At 49.3% G+C, this 21,498-nt stretch carries 20 protein-coding genes and 4 tRNA genes; 8 read left to right on the plus strand and 16 right to left on the minus strand.

Features of this window, described 5'->3' with window-relative positions; genetic code table 11:
• Positions 1-27: 27 nt before the first annotated feature.
• From XMA127_RS03670 to XMA127_RS03680, 3 genes are read right to left on the minus strand one after another with little or no spacing between them, the layout of a single operon-like run.
• Positions 28-774, minus strand: coding sequence for a hypothetical protein (locus XMA127_RS03670; RefSeq protein ID WP_173495055.1), 747 nt, complete (start codon positions 772-774; stop codon positions 28-30).
• Positions 771-1,895, minus strand: coding sequence for a DUF1501 domain-containing protein (locus XMA127_RS03675; RefSeq protein WP_173495056.1), 1,125 nt, complete (start codon positions 1,893-1,895; stop codon positions 771-773). Before XMA127_RS03675 ends, XMA127_RS03670 begins: the two co-directional genes overlap by 4 nt.
• Before the next feature lies 1 nt (position 1,896).
• Positions 1,897-3,342, minus strand: a complete 1,446-nt coding sequence (locus XMA127_RS03680; RefSeq protein WP_173495057.1) for a DUF1800 family protein — start codon at positions 3,340-3,342, stop codon at positions 1,897-1,899.
• A 143-nt stretch (positions 3,343-3,485) separates the two neighbouring features.
• On the opposite strand from XMA127_RS03680, the gene XMA127_RS03685 reads away from it, so the two are divergent.
• Entirely contained in the window at positions 3,486-4,208 is a 723-nt protein-coding gene (locus XMA127_RS03685) for an SDR family NAD(P)-dependent oxidoreductase (protein WP_173495058.1), read from the plus strand.
• Positions 4,208-5,071 carry an amidohydrolase gene (locus tag XMA127_RS03690; protein WP_173484575.1) on the plus strand — a complete coding sequence of 288 codons (864 nt, stop codon included), beginning with the start codon at positions 4,208-4,210 and terminating at the stop codon, positions 5,069-5,071. Before XMA127_RS03685 ends, XMA127_RS03690 begins: the two co-directional genes overlap by 1 nt.
• Before the next feature lie 12 nt (positions 5,072-5,083).
• Here XMA127_RS03690 and XMA127_RS03695 read toward each other — a convergent pair whose 3' ends face one another.
• Together XMA127_RS03695 and XMA127_RS03700 are read right to left on the minus strand one after the other, a co-directional pair.
• Positions 5,084-6,259: a mandelate racemase/muconate lactonizing enzyme family protein gene (locus XMA127_RS03695; RefSeq protein ID WP_173484574.1), complete on the minus strand. Its 1,176-nt coding sequence runs from the start codon at positions 6,257-6,259 to the stop codon at positions 5,084-5,086.
• 17 nt (positions 6,260-6,276) lie between these two features.
• Positions 6,277-7,047, minus strand: a complete 771-nt coding sequence (locus XMA127_RS03700; protein WP_173483541.1) for a class II aldolase/adducin family protein — start codon at positions 7,045-7,047, stop codon at positions 6,277-6,279.
• 250 nt (positions 7,048-7,297) lie between these two features.
• On the opposite strand from XMA127_RS03700, the gene XMA127_RS03705 reads away from it, so the two are divergent.
• The 4 genes from XMA127_RS03705 (at position 7,298) to XMA127_RS03720 (ending at position 7,677) form a co-directional block, all read left to right on the plus strand.
• A tRNA-Ser gene (locus tag XMA127_RS03705) sits at positions 7,298-7,385 on the plus strand.
• A gap of 20 nt (positions 7,386-7,405) precedes the next feature.
• Positions 7,406-7,481, plus strand: a tRNA-Asn gene (locus XMA127_RS03710).
• A 16-nt stretch (positions 7,482-7,497) separates the two neighbouring features.
• Positions 7,498-7,573 (plus strand) — tRNA-Lys (locus tag XMA127_RS03715).
• A 28-nt stretch (positions 7,574-7,601) separates the two neighbouring features.
• A tRNA-Lys gene (locus XMA127_RS03720) sits at positions 7,602-7,677 on the plus strand.
• A gap of 7 nt (positions 7,678-7,684) precedes the next feature.
• On the opposite strand, the gene greB is transcribed toward XMA127_RS03720, so the two are convergent.
• From greB to XMA127_RS03770, 10 genes are all read right to left on the minus strand, one after another.
• Complete coding sequence (gene greB, locus XMA127_RS03725; RefSeq protein ID WP_173480655.1) at positions 7,685-8,185, minus strand: transcription elongation factor GreB; 501 nt, start codon at positions 8,183-8,185, stop codon at positions 7,685-7,687.
• Complete coding sequence (locus XMA127_RS03730; RefSeq protein ID WP_173484572.1) at positions 8,185-9,168, minus strand: zinc transporter ZntB; 984 nt, start codon at positions 9,166-9,168, stop codon at positions 8,185-8,187. The genes greB and XMA127_RS03730 overlap by 1 nt, the downstream gene beginning before the upstream one ends.
• The gene (locus XMA127_RS03735; protein ID WP_173480657.1) at positions 9,153-9,536 is read right to left on the minus strand and encodes a hypothetical protein; all 384 of its coding nucleotides are present in this window, start codon (positions 9,534-9,536) and stop codon (positions 9,153-9,155) included. Before XMA127_RS03735 ends, XMA127_RS03730 begins: the two co-directional genes overlap by 16 nt.
• A 39-nt stretch (positions 9,537-9,575) precedes the next feature.
• Complete coding sequence (locus XMA127_RS03740) at positions 9,576-10,385, minus strand: putative RNA methyltransferase (RefSeq protein ID WP_173505624.1); 810 nt, start codon at positions 10,383-10,385, stop codon at positions 9,576-9,578.
• 1 nt (position 10,386) lies between these two features.
• A complete protein-coding gene (gene dapE / locus XMA127_RS03745) occupies positions 10,387-11,529 on the minus strand; it encodes a succinyl-diaminopimelate desuccinylase (protein WP_173480659.1) in 1,143 nt (380 codons plus the stop codon).
• A gap of 26 nt (positions 11,530-11,555) precedes the next feature.
• The gene (dapD, locus tag XMA127_RS03750; protein WP_173480660.1) at positions 11,556-12,587 is read right to left on the minus strand and encodes a 2,3,4,5-tetrahydropyridine-2,6-dicarboxylate N-succinyltransferase; all 1,032 of its coding nucleotides are present in this window, start codon (positions 12,585-12,587) and stop codon (positions 11,556-11,558) included.
• Between the two features lie 15 nt (positions 12,588-12,602).
• The gene (locus XMA127_RS03755) at positions 12,603-12,944 is read right to left on the minus strand and encodes an arsenate reductase (RefSeq protein WP_217361985.1); all 342 of its coding nucleotides are present in this window, start codon (positions 12,942-12,944) and stop codon (positions 12,603-12,605) included.
• An 8-nt stretch (positions 12,945-12,952) separates the two neighbouring features.
• Complete coding sequence (gene dapC, locus XMA127_RS03760; RefSeq protein WP_173495247.1) at positions 12,953-14,152, minus strand: succinyldiaminopimelate transaminase; 1,200 nt, start codon at positions 14,150-14,152, stop codon at positions 12,953-12,955.
• A gap of 116 nt (positions 14,153-14,268) precedes the next feature.
• Positions 14,269-17,412, minus strand: coding sequence for an efflux RND transporter permease subunit (locus XMA127_RS03765; protein ID WP_173498918.1), 3,144 nt, complete (start codon positions 17,410-17,412; stop codon positions 14,269-14,271).
• Positions 17,409-18,644: a biotin/lipoyl-binding protein gene (locus tag XMA127_RS03770; RefSeq protein WP_173498919.1), complete on the minus strand. Its 1,236-nt coding sequence runs from the start codon at positions 18,642-18,644 to the stop codon at positions 17,409-17,411. The genes XMA127_RS03765 and XMA127_RS03770 overlap by 4 nt, the downstream gene beginning before the upstream one ends.
• A 139-nt stretch (positions 18,645-18,783) precedes the next feature.
• Between XMA127_RS03770 and XMA127_RS03775 the strand changes: the two genes are divergently transcribed.
• Together XMA127_RS03775 and XMA127_RS03780 are read left to right on the plus strand one after the other, a co-directional pair.
• On the plus strand, positions 18,784-19,629 hold the full coding sequence (locus tag XMA127_RS03775; RefSeq protein WP_173498920.1) for an alpha/beta fold hydrolase: 846 nt from the start codon (positions 18,784-18,786) through the stop codon (positions 19,627-19,629).
• On the plus strand, positions 19,629-20,609 hold the full coding sequence (locus XMA127_RS03780) for a hypothetical protein (protein ID WP_173498921.1): 981 nt from the start codon (positions 19,629-19,631) through the stop codon (positions 20,607-20,609). Before XMA127_RS03775 ends, XMA127_RS03780 begins: the two co-directional genes overlap by 1 nt.
• On the opposite strand, the gene XMA127_RS03785 is transcribed toward XMA127_RS03780, so the two are convergent.
• Positions 20,606-21,298: a hypothetical protein gene (locus XMA127_RS03785; RefSeq protein ID WP_173488635.1), complete on the minus strand. Its 693-nt coding sequence runs from the start codon at positions 21,296-21,298 to the stop codon at positions 20,606-20,608. The genes XMA127_RS03780 and XMA127_RS03785 overlap by 4 nt on opposite strands.
• Positions 21,299-21,498: the final 200 nt, after the last annotated feature.

Genomic DNA, 21,498 nt, shown 5'->3' on the forward strand with positions numbered 1-21,498 from the left:
AGCTCATCAGAGCTGAGTGGCTGTTTTTTATGAGGAGAGTCCCAACTCCAACTCAGCCCCTTCAACCTGTTGCTCGATAGAGAGTGCGTTGTTGTAGAAAACTCTTAAGAATCGATCATGCTGCGTTTTTTCTACGATGCATGCCTGTTTAGCAGCTACAGCAGGGTTTGTGGTTTTGGAGATAAAGTGAATATCTCCAAAGGCGTAAGGCAGTGCGGTTCCACAGGCTGCAACTGCATCATTGAATATAGATATGCTGGTTTCAGAGCCCGGAGTGCTATTAATCGGGGCAATAATCAACATGACGCTTCGGTCTGTTAATACCCCAAAATGAATCACCTTTGCGCGGGCTTCGATTTGTCTGTTGCCGAGTTGTCCTTTAACGATCTGTTCTCTGCCATCCGCCATCAAAAGTCGCATCGGTTTGGATTTTAGATTGGGAGCAGCTATGAATTGCTTTTGATCTGTAACCCATGTGAACCAGCCATCTTTCTCGGCATAAAATTTAGAGGCTAGTTGAACATCCTCGGCCATTTCTAAATTGCGTTTGCGATTTCGCTCTTTTTCAGCCTCTCGTTTCGCTAACTGCTGTTGTGCAATGCTCAGCTTAGGTTTTAAAAACTCGGCATCGACTGGGTATCGGTGCATTCCCTCTTGATAGGTTTGTGACTCAATGTTAATTCGTTCAACAGAACCGGTTCCATTGGGTTTTTGTGGTGCTGACTGACACCCTGCCAGCATAGCGGTAACGACCGCCAGATAAGCTAGCTTCATAGATATATCCTGTCAGTAACTCGTTTTAGGTTTGGCTCAAAAAATACGCGTTCCGCGATTTCGTCGTGCTCAAGGCCAAGTGTGTGCTCTAGTGCAGCTGCACACAGACTTCGTGAATCCAAAGTAGCCATCAGGTCGCGTCGCTCAAATAGGTCACTCTTTGCCAATCCGGGCCAGTCAGCCAATACCGCACCACCATTAACAGCGCCACCCCCAATAAACATACAGGTGCCGTAGCCATGGTCAGAGCCGCTGCTGCCATTCACTTTGACGGTTCGGCCAAACTCGGTGAGAGTAATAAATGTCGTGTTATCCCAAGCCTCACCGAGTGAATCTTTTAATGAACTGATGCATAGATCTAGCTCAGTTAGCTTAGATCCTAAACGAGATCCTTGTCCTGCATGAGTGTCATACCCCCCTAGTCGAATCATTGCGGCGATGGGGCCATCCTTTTGTGATAGTGCTTTGCCGGCTTCTCGCGCTAATGCATTCGGACTTCGATCATTGGATTGGTAAGTGTTTTTAGTCACCCTAGCAATCAGTTTTTCATTGGTGGTTTGCCACTGCTCTGATAGACCTGAGTGAATTCTTTTTAAGAGATCGGAAGAGGGGTTGTAGGCACCCTTTACATGAGCCGGATAGTAGTTGTCGATGCTAGTCGTTCCTCTGAGTAGAAGAGGGGTGTCCAAGCTCATCGCCCGTCCACCGTAGTTGACTAAATCTAAGCCTCGACCTATCCAGCCAGTACTCTCTGTAAAAGGAGCTTTGCCAGCGCCCTGTATGAAGTTTTGTCCCTCAAAATGGGAACGTTTGGTGTAAGGGAAATTGGTTGCATGGACTCCAAGTATGTCCTGACTCAGCATCAGTTTGTGCGTGTTTCGAAGCGATGGGTCCAATGCCCAGTGACTATTGAGATCTAGAAGTGAGGTAGGTAACAACGATTCCCTGTGGCTCTCCAGTGCACCTTCCGCTTTGGGTATCAATGCACTTAGGCCATCTAGACCACCCTCTAAGAAGAAGACAACTAAGCGTCGATTTGGGTTGTTGGAGCGTGCCCAGGTTGGAACAGACGCAAGTGCTAATGAACCGCCTGATAATTTCAAAAAGTCTCTACGTTTCAAATTACACCTCCATCATCCAGCGGTTCACAGTTAATGCAATGAATTGCTCATGCCCCTGACCAAATTCCATCACCTTTGATTGGTAGCTCAGAGGAACCTGTAGGTGATCCATAATCTCTTCAGGTTTGGCGGTAACAAAAGCTCTGTTCCAGACGGATTGAGCAAATCGCACACGCCTATCAAGGTGCTCTAGGCTTATCCACTCTCTAGATTTGAGAGGGAAGCCATTGGGCTGACGCTCTTCCCAAAAACTGTTGCCGAGCTCCCGCATCGGCTTAACCACCTCACGCCCCATCTGCCAAGAGGTAATGTCTTGGTGACTATCAAAATAGTGTGCATCAGCGGCTCTTACTATGTTGAATAGCCAATGGCTTGGCCACAGGACTTTGTTTTCTCCCTCACTCCAGGCGAGCTCTAAAAGTTTTGTATGAACTGCGAGTAAGTTGCCATTGGAGTTTTTCCAGCTACTTTCTAGGGCTTGTGTGACCTTTTTACTGGGATTGTCACTGATGAAGTGCAGTGCAAGTTTGTGGCATATGTATTCTCGCGTTTTATCCAGTGCGGCAAGGTCATTGGTAAACTCTTTAAGTGCAGAGCTGCCACGACCATATTTTTTACCCATTACCACTTTGGTACCGGTATCGGCACGCTTTCGAATGTACGGGTAATCTGCACTTTTCCAATCTTGATAGGCCCAGCGTGGATTAAAAGCATAGTCTCCCCATCCGGCCAGTATTCTTGCTGCGTTGTGAATGTCCTCTTCGGTGTAACCCTGAGCAGGAGAGCAGCTATGAAGCTCCATGATCTCACGAGCTAAATTGTCATTGAGTCCGACCTGTTTGCCCTTCTGCCTTCGATGACGTCCCTGCTCAGAATTGGGTGAAACGTTATCGACATTGTCGAGATAGCGTAGCATCGAGTAGTGCGTGGTTGCTTCGTAGAGTAGATCAGCAAAGCTACCGTTCAAATTTTTTAGAATACGATGCTCGTAAAAATCACCGGCTGTGTAAAAAGAGTCGTACGAGCCAATGGTGAAATGGTTGAACCAGAAGTGCCCAAGACGCTGTCTAACGGGGTCTTCACCGTATGCTCCATAGTGGTTAAATTTAGCGGCATCAAACCACCTTAGGTCATACTTGAATTGAGCCTCATCCAACTTTTGCCTTAAAAGTCGCTCCTCATTTGCATGCTGTTTTCGAAGTGACTCCCTTGCTTCGTCCCAACGCCATACATTGATTAAGCGCTCTTTTAATCCTGGATCTAAATGAGCAGGCCACTCTTCATAGACTGGATCTGTACTCCGATTAGCAGCCGGCGATTTAAGTGGTTTGTTATAACTCAGTTGATCAATTGCCCAATTAACGGGGTCGTTGGGAATTGAGTTGCCGAGGCGAGGGATAAGCCCGACCCGCATTGTGTAGTTTAGTTCTGGTGACTTGGCAGACATAGTCGATCGCTCTTTTAATGAAACTTTAGATTAGTACATTTTCTGAGAAATAAAAGTCGAAAAAAACTATTACTCACTCTAGCCTAATAGACGGGTCAGACGACTGATGGTTACAATGCTTGTTCAGTCTAGATAGGTGAGTTATGCAGCGAACAGTTGTGATTACAGGTGGTGCTTCGGGGATAGGTTTGGCGATTGCTGAGCGCTTTGCTGAGCTGGGCGATAGGGTCTTTAACCTCGACATCAGTGAAGGCTCCGTTGGCGAGACGTTGATCTGTGATGTGACGGATCATCAAGCGGTAACAAACGCGGTTGATCAGATTGCCGATCAATACGGCATCGATGTGGTCGTATCCAATGCGGGGCGTCATCTATCAGCTAATATTGAACAGACGAGCGAAGCGGATTTCGTTGCGATGTTTGATCTGAACGTGAAGGGCGCCTTCTCCCTGGTGCAGGCTTCTGTTCCGCACATGAAGGAGCAGGGCGGTTCGATCATTTTTATCGGTTCAGATCAATCGTCAGTGGCTAAGTCGAACTCTTGTGCTTACAACATGACTAAGCACGCTCTGGCTTCACTCGCCAAAACCACTGCAATCGATTACGCCCAGTTTAATATCCGCTCCAATATTGTCTGCCCAGGTACGATAGAGACGCCGCTCTACACTAAAGCGGTCGAGGCCTATTGTGCTCGCTCGGGTTCAGATCTCAATGAGGTGCATCAGGCAGAGGCCAATGAGCAGCCTATCGGGCGCATTGGACAACCTAATGAGGTGGCCGCGATGGTGGCTTACTTGGCCAGTGATGAGGCGGGTTTTGTCACCGGTGCCATGCTGCCGATTGATGGTGGATACACTGCACGCTAATGATCAATATTACTGATCCGCACCTGCATCTGTTTAATCTTTCACAGGGTGAGTATGGTTGGCTTCAGCCTAATCAAGGGCCTAATTGGCCTGATAAATCAGCCTTGCTTCGTAATTTTACTGAGTCAGATATACGTCTATCTGAACCAATGCGCTTGGCGGGTTATACACACATTGAAGCGGGTTTTAGTAATGATCAATCCTGGCTTGAGATCGATTGGATTGAATCACAGGCCAGCCTCCCTGTTCGAACGATAGGCTGTGTAGATCTTTGTCGTTCACAGTCTGAGTTCAGAAACGCTATTTCAGAGCTAACCGAGCGCTCATCCATGGTGGGGGTGCGTCATATCTTTGATGATCAGTTAGATTTGATCATTAGCCACCCTAACACCCTGTCTAATCTTAAAATCCTAGAGTCGGCCGGACTGCTCTTTGAGCTGCAATTTGATGCTACGGATGAAGTGGCTGTCGATAAGGTCGTAGTGCTTTTCAAACAGCTACCTAATCTGACGGTGGTTTTGAATCACCAAGGCTTTGGTTCAGCCGCGTTCTCTAGCGAGCAAAAGCACCATTGGCTAACCGGTTTAACGAAGCTTGCTGAGCTGCCAAACCTGTACGTTAAGTGTTCAGGGTTCGAGATGTTGGATAGAGCATTTACTGCACAGACACTTCAACAGACGCTTGAGCAGCTTGTGACTCTTTTTGGTCAGAGTAGGGTGATGGTGGCGTCTAATTTCCCGCTGATAACCCTCTCTATGAGCTATGAGGCCTATTGGTTGTTGGTTGTTGAATCTGTGCGTAAATCGGGATTGGATTTAGAGCGGTTGGTAGATCTCAACGCGCGTGAGATCTACCGTTTCTAGCTTCTTCCGGGATTATTTAACCTTCACGTTGGGTGAGCGGTAGACAATCTCATCATTTAGCTCAATACCGATGCCTGGAAGATCCGGTACGCTGAACTTGCCGTTCACTGGCTGATAATCCTGAATACAGAGTTCGCGGTTCCAAGACTTGATGGCATAGGTATGGTGCTCATGTATTAGGAAGTTAGGTATCGCTGCTTCCAGTTGCAGTGACGCGGCGGTTGCTACGGGTCCGCCACACACGTGGGCTTGAATGCGAATGTCGTAGACATCGGCGTAGTCACACACCTTCTTAGCTTCAGTGAAGCCGCCACAAAGGCCGACGTCGGGTTGTAGTACATCGATCGATTGATCTTCAAAGTACTGACGAACATCCCAGCGGTGATATAGGCGCTCACCCCCTGCGATGGGCACGTTAACACCGTCGGATACTTTTTTGTGCACTTTAGAGTTGAGGTAGTTCACAGGCTCTTCGTACATCATGCAGCCCACCTCTTCGATCACTTTACCCATCTGGATGGCCGATGCGGCACCCATTAAAGAGTGTGATTCGAAGATAATGTCGACTTCGTCACCGACTTCGTTACGAATGGCACGCAGGCGATCTCCAAACAGCTTCATCTGCGCAGGTGTAAAGAGCTTGGTGCGGTCAAAGCTTGAATCACCGTTAGCATCGTAGACGATCGGATCGACTTTAACGGCATCGTAGCCTTCTGCCATCGCCTTTGAGGCTGCACGGGCGTAATCAGCAGGCGTTAGCATCTTGGTGCAATCTTTATCCCAGTCGAACTGCAGTTGGCTGGCATAGGTGCGCAGGTTGTCATTGGTCTTGCCACCTAACAGTTGGTAGACAGGGAGTCCGAGTGCTTTACCTTTGATATCCCACAGTGCTGTGTCGATGGCACTCATCGCCGAATATAGAACAGGGCCTCCACCAAGTCCCCAGAAGCTCTCGCGTAGCATGCGTGACCATAAAAGCTCTGTCTTAAACGGATCAAAGCCGATCAGCACCGCTTCGGCGATCTCTTTAATCATTGCGGCCGCTGCACTGTGTCCCCAGTCGTAGGCGAGGCCCGCTTCACCGAGGCCGTGAATGCCTTCATCGGTATGAATGCGGACAAAGACAGGGTTCCAGGGTGGACGCTCTGGACAGTGGATATCAAAAATCTCTACTTCGGTGATTTTCATTGCTTAAACTCTAATAATTATTGATCAAATTCTGGGTAAGCTTGTTTAACTTTTCGTAGCATCGCTGGCCAAGCTTTTTGGCCACCCGTTGTTCCGGTGTGTACGACATTGGCCTGGGCTTTGATGCCATCAATCACACTTTGTGGAACAGGAACAATATCAGTCGCGTTATGCTGCATTTTGACCTGCACTTCACAGGCCATAATCAGGTCGTACATGTGCATGAAAGCGTCGCCAATGGTTTTGCCCATGGTCAGCGCACCATGATTTCTCAACATGAAGAAGTTGGCAGTGCCAAGATCATCCTGAAGACGCTTGATCTCTTCTGGGTTTACCGCCAGACCTTCGTACTCGTGGTAGGCAATGCTGGCTAATGCAAAGGCTGAGTACTGACTTAATGGCAGTAGTCCCTCTTTGCGAGTCGCAACCGCAATCAGATCAGGGTGATGCAGGTGAAATGCGCACTGGTCTTCGTGGCGTGCGAGGTGCACCGCGCTGTGAATGGTAAAACCCGCAGGGTTAATGTCATACGGAAAGTCCGGATCGATTTTATTGCCATCAATGTCGATCTTGACCAGATTGGAAGCGGTTACCTCATCGAATCGTAGGCCGAACGGGTTGATCAGTAGCTCTTCGGTACCGGGGATACGTGCCGAGATGTGGGTATAGATAAGATCATCCCAACCATGCAGTACGACCAGTCGGTAGGCTGCAGCTAAATCGATGCGTGTTTGCCACTCGATATCAGATACTTTGCCCCGAAGATTGACCTTAGGAATGTTGTACATAGCGTTACTCAATGTAGAAATTGTTAGTCGAATCCTATCACAGGGCGGTCGCTGCAAGTACTGACATTCATCACAATTCGCTAAGGCGTTTGTTGGAAGATTTCCGATTTATGTCGCTTGTCTGATCAATCCTTGAACAAACTGATCATTGGGTGATCAAAAAAGAACTTTTTTTCACTTTTTTGTGAATTTTTTGTGGCTAATGGTTGACAGAAAAACTGAGGACGGTAACATCTGCGCCCATCCTAACGGAGGGATGGCTGAGTGGTCGAAAGCACCGGTCTTGAAAACCGACGAGTCGAGAGGCTCCCAGGGTTCGAATCCCTGTCCCTCCGCCATTAGGATGTCCAAGGTTTATTCCTCGATAGCTCAGTTGGTAGAGCAGTAGACTGTTAATCTATTGGTCGCTGGTTCGAGTCCAGCTCGAGGAGCCAAACCGAGATTTGAAGTGGGTCGTTAGCTCAGTTGGTAGAGCAGTTGACTTTTAATCAATTGGTCATAGGTTCGAATCCTATACGACCCACCATTCTCACAAATCTCACATTACCTGTTCAGGGTCGTTAGCTCAGTTGGTAGAGCAGTTGACTTTTAATCAATTGGTCATAGGTTCGAATCCTATACGACCCACCATTTCTTGCTACTCATATCGTATCGCCAATATCTCATACCAGAGTGTTCTTCCGTCTGGTGTATTGTGTTCTATCTCTTCGCCCAGTTGACGCTTTAGCAGTTTTTTCGACAGTGGGGCGTCAACGCTGATGTAACCTAGTTTAGGGTTGATCTCATCGGCTCCGACAATTCGGTACTCAATCTCGTTATCCTCTTCATCAACTAGGGTCACCCAGGCACCAAAGAAGACGGTATCGCGTTGCTCTGGTAGATGCTCGACCACTTTAAAGTGATCCATACGTTTAGCGAGGTATCGAACGCGCCTATCGATCTCTCTGAGCTCTTTTTTACGATAGATGTACTCGGCATTCTCTGAGCGATCGCCCTCTGCAGCAGCCTCTTTGAGGGCTTGTGTGACCTCAGGACGTCGGACCTTCCAAAGATGTTTAAGCTCTGCATTCAAGCGCTCATACCCCTCTTTGGTAATGTAGGGGGAGCTCTTCTCTGCAGGGGGTCGCCAACGGCCCACTAGAGCCAGCCTTTGCGCTTAAGTAGGTAGACCAGTAAGCCGGTCGTACCCGATAGAGCCGCTAGGAAAATGAAAAACGCTGAACTGTTGTCAGCACCGGGTATACCACCAAGATTTACTCCGAGTAGACCGGTTAAAAATCCTAAGGGTAGAAAGAGTCCGGAGATGATGGCGAGAAGGTATAGACGCTCATTCAGTTGCTCTGACAGCTGGGCCATGATGCTATCTTGTGCCGCACCTGCGCGTTCTCGCAACATGTCTAGATCTTCTATATGACGAGTGAGGTGGTCATTCGTCTCAAACAGCGAGGCGCGATGATCGTCATTGAGAAGAGTGCTCTTAGAGGCTATCAATTGTGTCAGAGCCTCTTTTTGTGGGCCTAAATAACGTTTGAGTCGAGCGTTAGTCGTACGCATCTCGGCTAGCGGTTCACGCAGGCTCTTTGAGCCCTGTTGCTCCAGTTGCTCTTCAAGGGACTCAAGCCGCACATCTAACTCTTCTACTAAACGACCAATACGTTCTGTCAGGCCGTCTGCCAACTCTGTGATCAGATCCGAGAGGGTGTGTGGACCTTTGCCCTGTTGGAGCTGTTCAACCAGTTGTGTCACAGATTGTAGGCGACGCTTGCGTGTCGTGATGAGACAATTCTGTTTAAGAAGAAGGCGTATAGAGACCATGTCTTCAGGGTCAGAATTGACGTTTAAGTTGACCCCTCGCAATGCGATGAGCAGTTCATCATCGAGTCTGGTTGTTCTTGGACGAACCTTATCAGCTAGAAGGGTATCGATCGCTGATTGCGATAGACCTGAGTGCTCCTCTAGCCAGGTGTGGCTCTCTTTTTCGGTGTAGTCCAAATGTATCCAAACTTCACCGTCAAGCTCACTCCGCTGAGAGATCTGTTCAGAATTCAGTGCAATAGCACCGCCCTGACCATCTAGCAAAAGAGCGTGGAGTAGTGCAGGCTGTTTTAGTTCGTATTCCATACAATTTTCTCCTCGACCCCCTGGTGGACTTTATACCACTCATCGGGCTCATCTCCCTCTTGCCAGCCGGAGGCGATACAGCGAGTTTGAGTCTCCATCTCTTTCGCGATTTGATGCGCACATTCGAGATCGGTTGCCCAGGGTGTCTCGCTGCTATCAAACCAAACAGAGCTCCACGCTTTACCGATAACACGCTGTTGAATCAAAACGGGGATTTCAACATCGCCGATGAGGAGCTTAGATTTTATCGACTCTTTAGTGCTCTTATCGGTTGTCAGGGTGCCGAGTGTTTGGACCCACTCTAGGATCTGTTGGGCTGTGCGCTCTTTGACGTAGACCTCGATGTCGGGGTGGCGTTGCTCGCTCATCACTGTTCCTTAACGCGAATGACAGGGTATAGGGGTAATTTAGGCGCTTTTCTTGAAAACTGCGAGATGAATATCCACTTCGGTCGTGAATTGTTGATAATCAGCCAGCTGTTTTGCTGCGCGTTGGCCGTGGGGGGTCATCATAAATAGGTTATGCAGTGCGTCGCGTGAGGTGAGTTCAATCTCAAAATGAACACGTCGCTCATCAATGCGTTCGAACTGTGTACCTAAAGCGCTTTCGGGTGAAGAGTCGGTTTCTCGCACCTCATCGTAGATCGCTTCGCGCAGTGAGTAGAGGTGGCGCTCGCCTGGATAGGCAATGATTAAGTGTCCATCTTCTTTCAGGGCGTTTGCGATAGGCTCGCCGAGTATGCGGCTGAATACGATGACAGCGAGATCTAAGCTGTGATTCTCTGTTGGGATGTTAGCTGATGATCCAACCACCCAGGTGATTGACTTCGAGCGTTTGCAGGCCGCTTTGATGGCGTGTTTGGAAATATCTAAGCCTAGAATCTCGGCCTGATCTAAGGTGTTTTGCAGTGCGAGGGTGTAGTAGCCTTCGCCGCAGCCTAAATCGATAACGCTTGGGTGGGTGTCAGTATATTGCCGAGCTAGTTCGTTCAAAGTGTCTGAGACTGGGGCGTAATAGCCGGCATTCAAGAAGTCACTTCGCGCAGCAATCATCTCGGGGTTGTCACCAGGATCCTTACTGCGTTTGTTTTGCACTAAAAGCAGGTTCCAGTAGCCTTGTTTGGCTCGATCAAAGCTGTGATTGTTATCACATCGGAGCGTTTTCTTTTGCTCGTTGAGTGATAGTCGCTCCTGACAGACAGGGCAGATCAGCTCCATGTTAGGCGTCAGTCAACAGGTTGATCATGACCTGTTCATAAATCTCGGAGAGGGTGTCTAGATCGGCGACAGAAACGTTTTCATCAATCTTATGAATGGTGGCATTAACAGGACCTAGCTCAACCACCTGTGCACCTGTCGGAGCGATAAAGCGACCGTCTGATGTACCACCGCTTGTTGACAGTTCGGTCTCTCGGCCTGTGACCGATCGAATGGCATCACGAGCCGCATCGACTAGATCACCGGCTGCCGTTAGGAAAGGCTGACCCGATAGGTTCCACTCAATCTCATACTCAACATTGTGCTTCTCTAGAATCGATTCAACACGCGTTCGCAGTTCAGTGTCAGTCACCTCGGTTGAGAAACGAAAATTAAACTTCACTTCGACTTCGCCAGGTACAACGTTGGTCGCACCGGTGCCTGCGTTGATATTAGAGACTTGAAAACTGGTGGGTGGGAAGAAGTCGTTGCCCTGATCCCACTCAGTTTGTGACAGTTCGGCTAATGCTGGCGCGAATTCGTGAATGGGGTTGCGCACCAGATGAGGGTAGGCGACATGGCCTTGAACCCCTTTCACTTTCAGGGTGGCGCCAAGCGATCCGCGACGACCGTTCTTGATGACATCGCCAACCAAGGTTGTGCTCGATGGCTCGCCCACAATTGCCCAGGTGATCTTCTCGTTGCGAGCTTCCAAGGTATCAATGACTCGCGTTGTGCCATTGACGTAGGGACCCTCTTCATCACTGGTGATCAGAAGAGCGATAGAGCCTTTATGATCCGGATGTTTAGCAACGAATCGATCCAGTGCCGTCATAAAGGCAGCGATACTGCCTTTCATATCAGCCGCGCCGCGCCCGTGCAGCTGACCATCAATGATGGTCGGTTCAAAGGGTGGAGTTTTCCAGCGCTCAATAGGGCCGGTTGGCACAACATCAGTGTGTCCTGCGAAACAGAGTACAGGACCCTCTTGGTTTCGACGTGCCCAGAAGTTGGTCACCTCTTCAAACGGCATATGATCGATAGTGAAGCCCAGCGCTTCAAGGCGCTCACACATCATTGCTTGGCAACCTGCGTCCTCTGGGGTAACAGAAGGGCGGCTGATTAGATCGCAAGCAAGTTCGAGAGTGGCGGAGCGCTGAGTCATCTTCTATCTACCTTTGTCTTTCAGGATTAGTTGTGAGCGTGTAGCTCTTCATTCAACTCAATTGCTGACTTGTTTGTTTTAACTTCGATACGGCCGTTTTGTGAGTTACGACGGAACAGTAGATCCGACTTGCCAGCCAGTTCAGACGCTTTAACCGTGGTTACTTCGTTGTTTTGGTCATCAAGAATGGTCACTTTCGAGCCGCCTGTTACATAGAGGCCCGCTTCCAGTGTGCAGCGATCCCCTAGTGGAATGCCTAGACCTGCATTGGCACCTAGCAGTGCGTTCTCACCAACAGAGATGATGACATTGTTGCCGCCAGAGAGAGTGCCCATAGTCGAACAACCACCGCCTAGGTCTGAGCCGTTTCCTACGACGACGCCGGCAGAGATACGACCTTCAACCATGCTGACACCCATAGTGCCTGCGTTGAAGTTGATGAAGCCTTCGTGCATAACAGTGGTGCCTTCACCTACGTGAGCACCTAGGCGGATTCGAGATGCGGCACCGATACGAACACCCGTTGGCACAACGTAGTTCGCCATCTGTGGGAACTTGTCGACTGAGTGAACGTGAAGCATGCGACCCTGTGCACGAGCGGCTAGCTGGCGCTTAGAGAGCTCATCGACCGCGATTGGACCTTCGTTCGTCCAGGCGATGTTCGGTAGCAGACCAAAGATACCGGTTAGGTTCTGGCCGTGAGGCTTAACGAGACGGTGCGAGATCAATGACAGCTTAAGGTAGACTTCAGCCGTGGTCGTTGGTGCATCGTCAGATTCAAGGATCGTCAAGATGACGGGCTGTGCGGTTCCTTCAAGAACCTCGACAATCTCGGCTTGATCTTCAGCGCCAACGCTCAAAAATGCAGCCTCTAGAGCTTTTAGCTGAGCGGCATCTACCTCGATCGCAGCGTTGCCACCGGTGTAACCCACAGCTTTACCTGCAGCATTAACCAGTGCTGAGTCTGCATTAAGCAGTGGTTGGTTGTAGTAGACCTCTAGCAAGTCGCCAGCCGCTGATTTAGTACCTACACCTAGGCCAAATGCAAAATTAGTCATCTCTATATCCTCGTGTTAAATCGTTAATGCCGATTGAGTATCAGGGGTAAAACCGACCTCAATCTGACCATTGAATTCAAAAATTGGGCGTTTGATCATGCTGGGCTGTTCGCTCATCAAATTGATCAATACAGACTCATCTGTCATCGCTTTAGTGGCATCGTCCAACTTACGCCAGGTTGTACCGCGTTTGTTTAGGACAACCTCAATACCGACTGCGTCAACCCACTGCTTAATCTGTTCAACGGTGGGTGGGCTCTTTTTAAAGTCGATGAAGTTAAACTCCATACCCTGCTCAGTGAGCCATTTGCGCGCTTTTTTAACCGTGTCGCAGTTTGGAATGCCGTAAACGTTCATAGCCATCCTTACAGCGACTCGATGTAACGGCGAATTCGCCAAGCGGCTTCGACACACTCTTCAACCGTTGCCACCAGTGCCATTCGTACATAGCCGGCGCCAGGGTAGAGTCCTGCATCGGTCTCACGCGATAAGTAACGACCGGGTAGTACCGTCAGGTTTTGTTGCTCAAACAGTCCTGCGGTAAAGGCGTCGTCATCGATCGGTGTCTTCGCCCAAAGGTAGAAGCTAGCATCCGGCATTTTGACATCCATAACCGGTGCAAGAATCTCAAGAACGGCCGCAAATTTCTGACGGTACTGTTCACGGTTATCTTGGACGTGAGTCTCATCATTCCAAGCCGCAATAGAGCCTTTCTGAACCTGAAGTGGCATCGCACAGCCATGGTAGGTGCGGAACAACAGGAACGGCTTGATTAGAGCGGCATCACCGGCGATAAAACCTGAGCGAAGTCCAGGCAGGTTGGAGCGTTTTGAAAGACTGTGGAATACGACACAATTTTTGTAATCGTGACGGCCAAGTTGTGCACAGACCTCTAGAAGACCTACGGGTGGGTTCGCTTCGTCAAAATAGATCTCTGAATAGCACTCATCAGAGGCTAGGATAAAGTTGAATTTATCCGCTAGCGCGATCAGCTTTTTGATGGTCTCTGCAGAGTGGACTGAACCGCTTGGGTTGTTGGGTGAGCAGATAAATAGCAGCTCACAACGTTCCCAAATATCATCAGTGATCGAATCGTAATCTGGAATAAACCCATTTTCAGCCAGAGTGGGTAAGAAGTAAGGCTCTGCTCCCGCTAGGTAAGCAGCCCCTTCATAGATCTGGTAGAAAGGGTCCGGTGATAGTACCAAAGCCCCAGGTTTGCGATCGACTGCACACTGAGTGAAAGCAAAGATCGCTTCACGAGTACCCATTACCGGTAGCACGTTCTGCTCTCCAGTCAGGCTATCGCTTTTAAGTTTGAAGCGTCGTGTGGCCCAAGCGGCAATCGTATCGCGAAGCTCGGCACTGCCTTTGGTCGTTGGGTAGTTTGCAACAAGATCGACGGTTTCGTTTAACACCTTAGTCACACACTCAGGGGCTGGGTGTTTCGGTTCACCGATGCCCAATGAGATGTGCTCCATCTCTTGAGGTGGTTTTAGACCGCCCAATAGCTTTGCCAGTTTTTCAAAGGGATAAGGCTGCAGTAACGAAAGATCTCGATTCATAAACAGTGTCTCAAGCGACCAAGCGCTCTAGTCATTAAAAATGGGTGCGACAGTATAACGTAAGGCGGCGATCCAATAAATGGATCGCCGCCCTAGAACACAGATCGTAATTTGCTTTAAGGTGTATCGACCGAGTAAGAGCTGATCGGCTTCATACCTAGCTTCTCCCGACCTCCTTCGATCAGCGTCAGCAGGGATGGAACCACAACCAGTATTAACAGAGTGCCATAACCTAATCCAAATACGATGGCAGCCGCCATTGGGATCAAGAACTGAGCTTGAATGGAGGTTTCAAATAGGATGGGTGTCAGGCCGCCAATGGTTGTTAGCGATGTTAGCAGTACGGCACGCAGGCGCTGGCAGGAGGCTTCAATAGCCGCCTCTTTAATCGCCATACCCTGTTCACGTAACTTCTTGTAGAACGTCACCAAGACGATTGAGTCATTGATCACGATCCCGGAAAGACCGAAGAAGCCAAACAGTGACAGGATGGTCAGATCCAGTCCTAGTACCCAGTGCCCCAATAGTGCGCCGGTTAATCCAAGCGGAATGGTCAACATGATCGTGATTGGCCAGCTGTATGAACCAAAGACCCAAGCCAGAATCACGTAGATCAGCACCAGTGCAATGACTAGGCCGGTTTTCATATCACCAAGGGTTTCGCGTTGATCACGGTTTTTACCCTCAAAGCTCGCGTCAACTCCATACTTACCGAGGATCTCAGGCATTACCTTCTGCTGCAGGTCAGCGATGATCTCATTGGCATTGTTGGCGCTCTCATCAAGGTCAGCCGATACGTTGATCGACAGAAGACCATCGATACGCTGCAGTGAATCGAAACCCTGACGTGCGGTGAAGTTGACGACGTTGGATACCGGTGTCACTCGACCATCCGGTAACACGATCGGTAGCTGACTGAGCGAGCTCAGCTGATTCTTCTGCTCATCGAGCATCTGAACGCGCACACTGATCTCATCTCGGCCCTCAAAGTAACTCTGTACCTCTTGGCCATCAAAGGCAGCTCTTAACTGACGTCCAACCTGCTCAAGTCTTAAACCTGCCGCTTCACCAGCCGGAGTCAGCGTGTAGATTAGCTGTGAAGTACCAAACGGGAGGTCATCATCGATATTACTCAGCCCGTTATAAACCTTCAGCTTCTCTTGGAGCTCAAGTGAGGCTTGTTTCAACAGGTTGATATTGCTTCCAGTGAGTTGAACTTCAACCGGTTTACCTGGAGGGCCGCCACGATCGACATCGATCGATAAGCGCTCTAGGCCGGCAGGTTGCTCAATGTTTTTGCGCAGTGCTCGTGTAAACGCTTTGGTCGAGACCTCTCGGTTGTCCCCTGGGGTAAGCTCAACCTGAATTGAACCATAGATATCCCCGCGTTTAGGCGACGCGTTGCGTGATGGTTGAGAGATGTTTTGGCGAATAAGTGCGAACTTAAGAATGCCGCCACCCAACTCTTCATCTGTTTTGTGAAGTTGATCTTCGATATAGAAGAGAAACTCACTGACCTGATCACCACTGGTGCCAGAGACAAACTGAGTGTTGATCGAGAAGGTGTCTTGGTCGGTACTTGGGAAAAAGGTGAATTGAATTCGACCACCGACAAGCAAGCCAACAGCAAAGATCAGTACACCGACACCGGTTGCAATGGATGCCCAACGATAGTTGATTGCCGTTTCAACGAAGCGTCTGAAGATGCGGTCTCGGAAGTAGTTAAACCCATTATCCAGCTTGATTCGGATTTTCGATGGATGGGCAGCATCCCCTCGTGCTAATGAGTGGTGGAGGTGGCCTGGTAACACCAAGAAGCTCTCAACCAACGACGCGATGATGACGCAGATTATCACCAGCGGGATATCAAACAGAATGTTGCCAATGATACCGCCGATCATCATCAGTGGCAGAAAGGCCGCGATGGTGGTCATCGATGAGGCGGTCACAGGAGCGAGCATGCGAAGCGCGCCACCAACAGCGGCACGTCGAGAGCTCTCTCCCATCTGAGCATGTGCGAGGGTATCTTCACCAACGACAATCGCATCATCGACAATGATGCCCAGAGCCATGATCAGTGCAAACAGCGAAATCATATTGATTGAGCCGCCTACTAGGTAGAGCACCGCTAGGGTCGCCATGAATGAGGTTGGAATACCAATAGTTACCCAGAACGCGACACGGCCGTTTAGGAAGAGGAATAGAATCAAGACAACTAGAACTAGGCCGCTCGCACCGTTTTCGATAAGAAGGTCGATACGGTCTTTGATCAGTGTCCACTGCTCATTGTAGGTCAGTAGTTCAACGCCTTCTGGCAGAGTAGGGCGGGTCTCTTCCAGCCAAGTGTTAAACAGATTGGCCGTCTTTAAGCTGTTCTCTGATTCCGTTCGTTTCAGGCTCAGAACTATCGCTGGGTTGCCTTCATGATAGAGGCGTACTTGATCTTCTTTGTCGCGCTGCTCGATCAACGCGATATCGCCAAGGCGAACCAGTTTGCCTTGGCCTGCAGTGATCAACGGTAGCTCTTCAAAGCCGGTAACATCGCGCTGTTGGCCTAAACTGCGAATTCTTCGAGCGCCATCATCCTGTGCTGCAACGCCCGCAGGTAGGTCAACTGAGCGTTGGCGAATTAATCCCGAAATATCGCTAAGCGTGAGGCCTAGTTGATTAAGGTTGTCTGGACTGAACTGGATAGCAATCTCTTGCTCTGGCATGCCGGTGAAATCGATTTTACGAATGCCGCGCTGTAGAAGTTGCTGCTCGTAGGTACGCGCCAGAGTTCTTAGCTCTTCAAGTGAGGCACGATCACTGGTGACGATAAGATCAGCAATGTTGTCGTATCGTGTCAGTAGCTGTACAACAGCATCTTCGGCATCAGAAGGTAGTGCTGAACGTGCGCCATCCATCTTCTGCTTTGCCTCTGATAGGGTGTAATCTACATCGGTACCGTCTTCAATCTCTAGACGAAAAACGGCACTGCCATCACGTGAAATGGCCGAGAGCTTTTTGATCCCCTCAAGCGCACGAAGCTCCTCCTCTACAGGAACCACGATAGAGGTTTGTACATCCTCAGCACTGGCACCGCTCCAGGGAACGGTTATGTTGATAATATCGAGCTCAAAGGTTGGAAAGAACTGGATGTTCAGACGGTTAAGGCCCAATAGACCGGCCGCTAACATCAATATCATTAACAGGTTTGCCGCAACCCGGTGGGTCGTAAATAGGCTGACAAACCCTTTTAGACCGGTTGCCTGACTCACTGTTTCACCTCAACCAACATGCCGCTGACCGCGTTGGGTAGCTGGGTTGTAATGATCTTATCACCGGCGTTGAGCTGATCGCTCTTGATCAAAATCTCACGCTGATCATTTGAGTTAGTTCGATAACCTAGATGGTTGACTGTAACCGCTTCGAGTCGAGAGTCGGTGACACGATAGATGCGATCCGTGCCGTAAAGCGCCACTGGTGGCAGTGCGATGACATCATTCAGCTCTGGTAGCGTCAGTGCAACGCTGATGGTGCGACCAGGCTCGGGAAGGTAGTCTGAATCGACAAAACGGAACAGGCCATCCACACCGGTCGATCCAGTCGCGACTTCGGCACTAAGGCGATCAAGTTCAAGTTCGAACTGCTGACCATCAATCTTTGCGACCGCCTCAAGGTCAGCGAGTGACGATTGGCTCTTGATAAGTGCTAGTGCACGGCTAGGTAGTTGAGCACGAACTTCAAGATCTGAATTTGGGTAGACAGAGGCAAGCGCATCATTGGCTCTTAGGCGGTCACCGACGGCAATTGAAATTTTGGTTGCACGACCATCGAAAGGTGCTTTTACGAAAGCACGTTCCCGATCAAGCAGTGATTTATCTAACTGAGCCTGTGACTGGGCAATCGATGCTTTGAGTTGCGCAACGCGGTTGGGGTGGTCCGCCAAAGACTGCTTGCGAGATACAAGGCTCAATTGACGCTGTTGGGTGTTCATCTCAGCGGTATCGAGCTGCTCTTGGCTTGCGAGTTTTTTACCTGATAAGTTAAGTTGGCGTTGTTGAGAGCGTTGCGCAATCACTAGCATCTCTTCTTCAATCGCCAAGGCTTTTTTATCGGTTTCAAAACGAAGCAGTTCTGCAGATAGTTGTGCTTTTAGAGCATCGATTTGGGCACGCTGTTGAGCGATTTGAAGATCGATGTCACTGGTGTCGAGTTGAATCAGTAGATCGCCCTGTTTAATAGTTGCACCTTCTCGCACTTCAACCGATTGAACATCGGCAGCAATGGAGGCGCGCAGAACCACCTGGCGGGGGTTTTCAACTTCAGCATAGAGCTCAATCTCTGGCGCGATCGATTGCGGTGACGCGGCAATTGCATTGACGCTCCAAGATCGTTCCGTGATCGGTTTGGGTGGCATTTTGGGTTTGCTTGATTTTAACGAGATAAATCCAGCAATGGCGATGCCAAGAATGATGATTGGTAGAAGCCATTTCAGTAACCGTTTCACGGAGGCTTTTCTCCCTACGAAGTTAAATTAAAGTGTCAGTAAGTATACCGCTTGAGATCTACGTTCGCACAGCGAAACTGGACCGTTTCATTGAGATCAGGCAAGATTTTACAAAACTTTACCCAGCGTTCGAGAGTTCATGGAATTAAAATCGACTACCTATTATTTGGACGGTGACGACTATCGTGTCGCTTATTGGCAGAGTGGTTCTCCTTTAGCAAAAAAAGTGTTGTTTTGTGTTCACGGATTGTTAGGCCGTAGTCGTGACTTTGATGAGTTGATCGAAGCGCTAAGGGATGATTTTCTTTGTATTGCTATTGATCTGCCTGGACGTGGTCAGAGTGATTGGTTGAAACAACCTGAGCAGTACAGTCCAGAGAACTATCTGCCGGCTATCAGTGCGGTGTTGAGCGCTGTTGATAACCGACCTGTCCATTGGGTGGGAACCTCCCTTGGCGGGATTCTGGCAATGGCTTCCGCTAGCCTGAAGATAGCCAATATTGAAAAACTTGTTCTGAACGACGTGGGTTGTCACATACCCAAAGCGTCTCTGCAGCGCATTGCAGCCTACGTTAAAGATCCTCTGTTTACTGATCAACAGGCGCTTATTGATCACATCAAACGCACTTACCCCAGTTTTCGCGATTTATCCGAAGTACAATGGCAACGTGTGGCTCAATATGGTTCACGACAGGCTGATGATGGCCTGCATCTTCACTATGACCCAGCCATTGCCATTAACGTTCGCTTGGGTTCTAACGAAGACATTGATCTTATGCCATTATGGCAAGCGATAGAGTGCCCGCAGATGCTGATTCACGGCACCGCATCTGACTTGCTGACGCAAGAGATTGTGGATGCAATGCTTGAACACAAGCCTGATTTGGAGTTGTTGCAGTTGCAGGGTCTTGGACACGCGCCGCCTCTAATGACGCCTTTTGAGGTCCAAGCAATTACAGAGTTTCTTAAAAGGAGTGATGCCTGATGGGCAGCATAGTGACCTGGCCTAAACATAGGTTGCCTGGTTCCCCAGAGATGAGAGCGAAGGCGCTTGATGCGGTCACTCGAGCATTTGCGCCGACCGTCGAATCTTTAGATGTCGATCTTGGTTTGAATGAGCTGTTTGAGCAGATCTACGTGCCCGTTGCTTGTTCTATATTGGATCGACTAACGCCGGGCTCCCCTTTGATTGTCGGAATTAATGGTGCACAAGGGGCAGGGAAAGCGACACTTTATAACCTCCTAGAGGTGATTCTCACCGAGGGTTTTGGGTTAAAGGTGACGGGGTTTTCGATCGATGACCTCTATCTGACGCGTGCTGAGAGGGACGCGTTGGCGCAGTCCGTTCACCCTCTTTTAAAGACACGTGGAGTGCCTGGTACCCATGATGTCGATTTGGGTATAGAGCTATTAAATCGACTCAAACAGGCAGGGCCAGACGACCTTACTCGGATCCCAATTTTTGATAAATCGACCGATGAGCGTGTGCCAGAACAGATGTGGCAAGAGTGGCATGGTTCTGCGGATGTCATTATTTTTGATGGTTGGTGTGTCGGTGGTATCGCCGAGCCTGAAGAGTCGCTCGCTTCACCTATTAATGAGTTAGAGACCCTCGAAGACCCTGAGGGTGTCTGGCGACACTATGTTAATCAACAGCTGGCAACCTCTTATCAAGAGCTGTTCAGCTTCTTAGATATGCTCGTCATGCTCAAAGTGCCCAACATGCAGGCGGTGTACGATTGGCGTACGGTCCAAGAGCAGAAACTCAAAGATCGAGCCTCATTGCTGTATGACGAAATAGCTCCTGCAGACCCATTGCGGATTATGGATGGCACTGAGATTACACGTTTCATAGCGCACTATGAGCGATTGACGCGTTGGATGCTCGATGAGATTCCAACACGAGCGGACATTACGTTAGCGCTGAATGCCAACCACAAGATTGAGAAGATTATACTGCCTTAAATGGGCAGAAAGGGAGCTGTAGCGACGCTTAGCACAATTCGATTGATGGTTCGGTCCGTCGTCTGCGCAACAATCTCAGCGAGCATATCCTGAGTGGCAATCATCTTCCCGAAGAGTCGCTCGTAGCTGAGGTTGATGACTCCCTCATTCATGCTGTCAGTCAGAATGAACAGTTCGCCACTCGATGTTTTGAAGTTGTGCAGTTGCCAAGCGATCTTCTCTAAATTACGTGCTGAGTTATATAGCTTTTGCGAATCGATTTCGTTGAGCATAAAGAACTCTTCACGGTAGTTGTATGAGGCGTGAACCATACCTGTGATAGCCACCATTAGAGCGAAGACTCGGTCCCCTTGATACTCCTCATCAAAAGCCAGTTTGAGCGCATCAACTCCGTAGAGGTGATTGAGTTCTCGATGACTGATGGGCCTTGGGTAACTTAAAAGCTGTTTCAGGCGCGTCTCAACGGTTGTACCAGCGGCCGCTTTTTTGAGTTCGCGCGGGTTGCGTTTGTAGAGTTTGATGGTGAGTTCACGACTCATCGCGTTGATCGTCTTAATGTGTTGATCAACGATCATATCGACGTCAGACTTGGCGAGATTCTGCAGGCGAAGCTCTTTGTTTTGAACACCGACACAGCCGCTAAGAGCGAGTGCCATGATGAGCGTCACTATTTGTGCAGTTCTAGCCATTTGAGCTGGGATCCTGATCAGATACCGGTAATAATATGTTTAGGGAATCTACGAACAAGTACATAGTATCTCAGCGAGGCCTGATATTTGCAGATACAAGGCGCTTTTCGCCGCTAATGGTCTAGCCATTAGCAAGAGAAGCAACACCGTAGATGCATGTATAAGGCCACGCCCTTCGGGGTTCACAGTCAAATCCACCC

Source organism: Marinobacterium sp. xm-a-127 (assembly GCF_013283425.1).
Lineage (GTDB): Bacteria > Pseudomonadota > Gammaproteobacteria > Pseudomonadales > Balneatricaceae > Marinobacterium_E.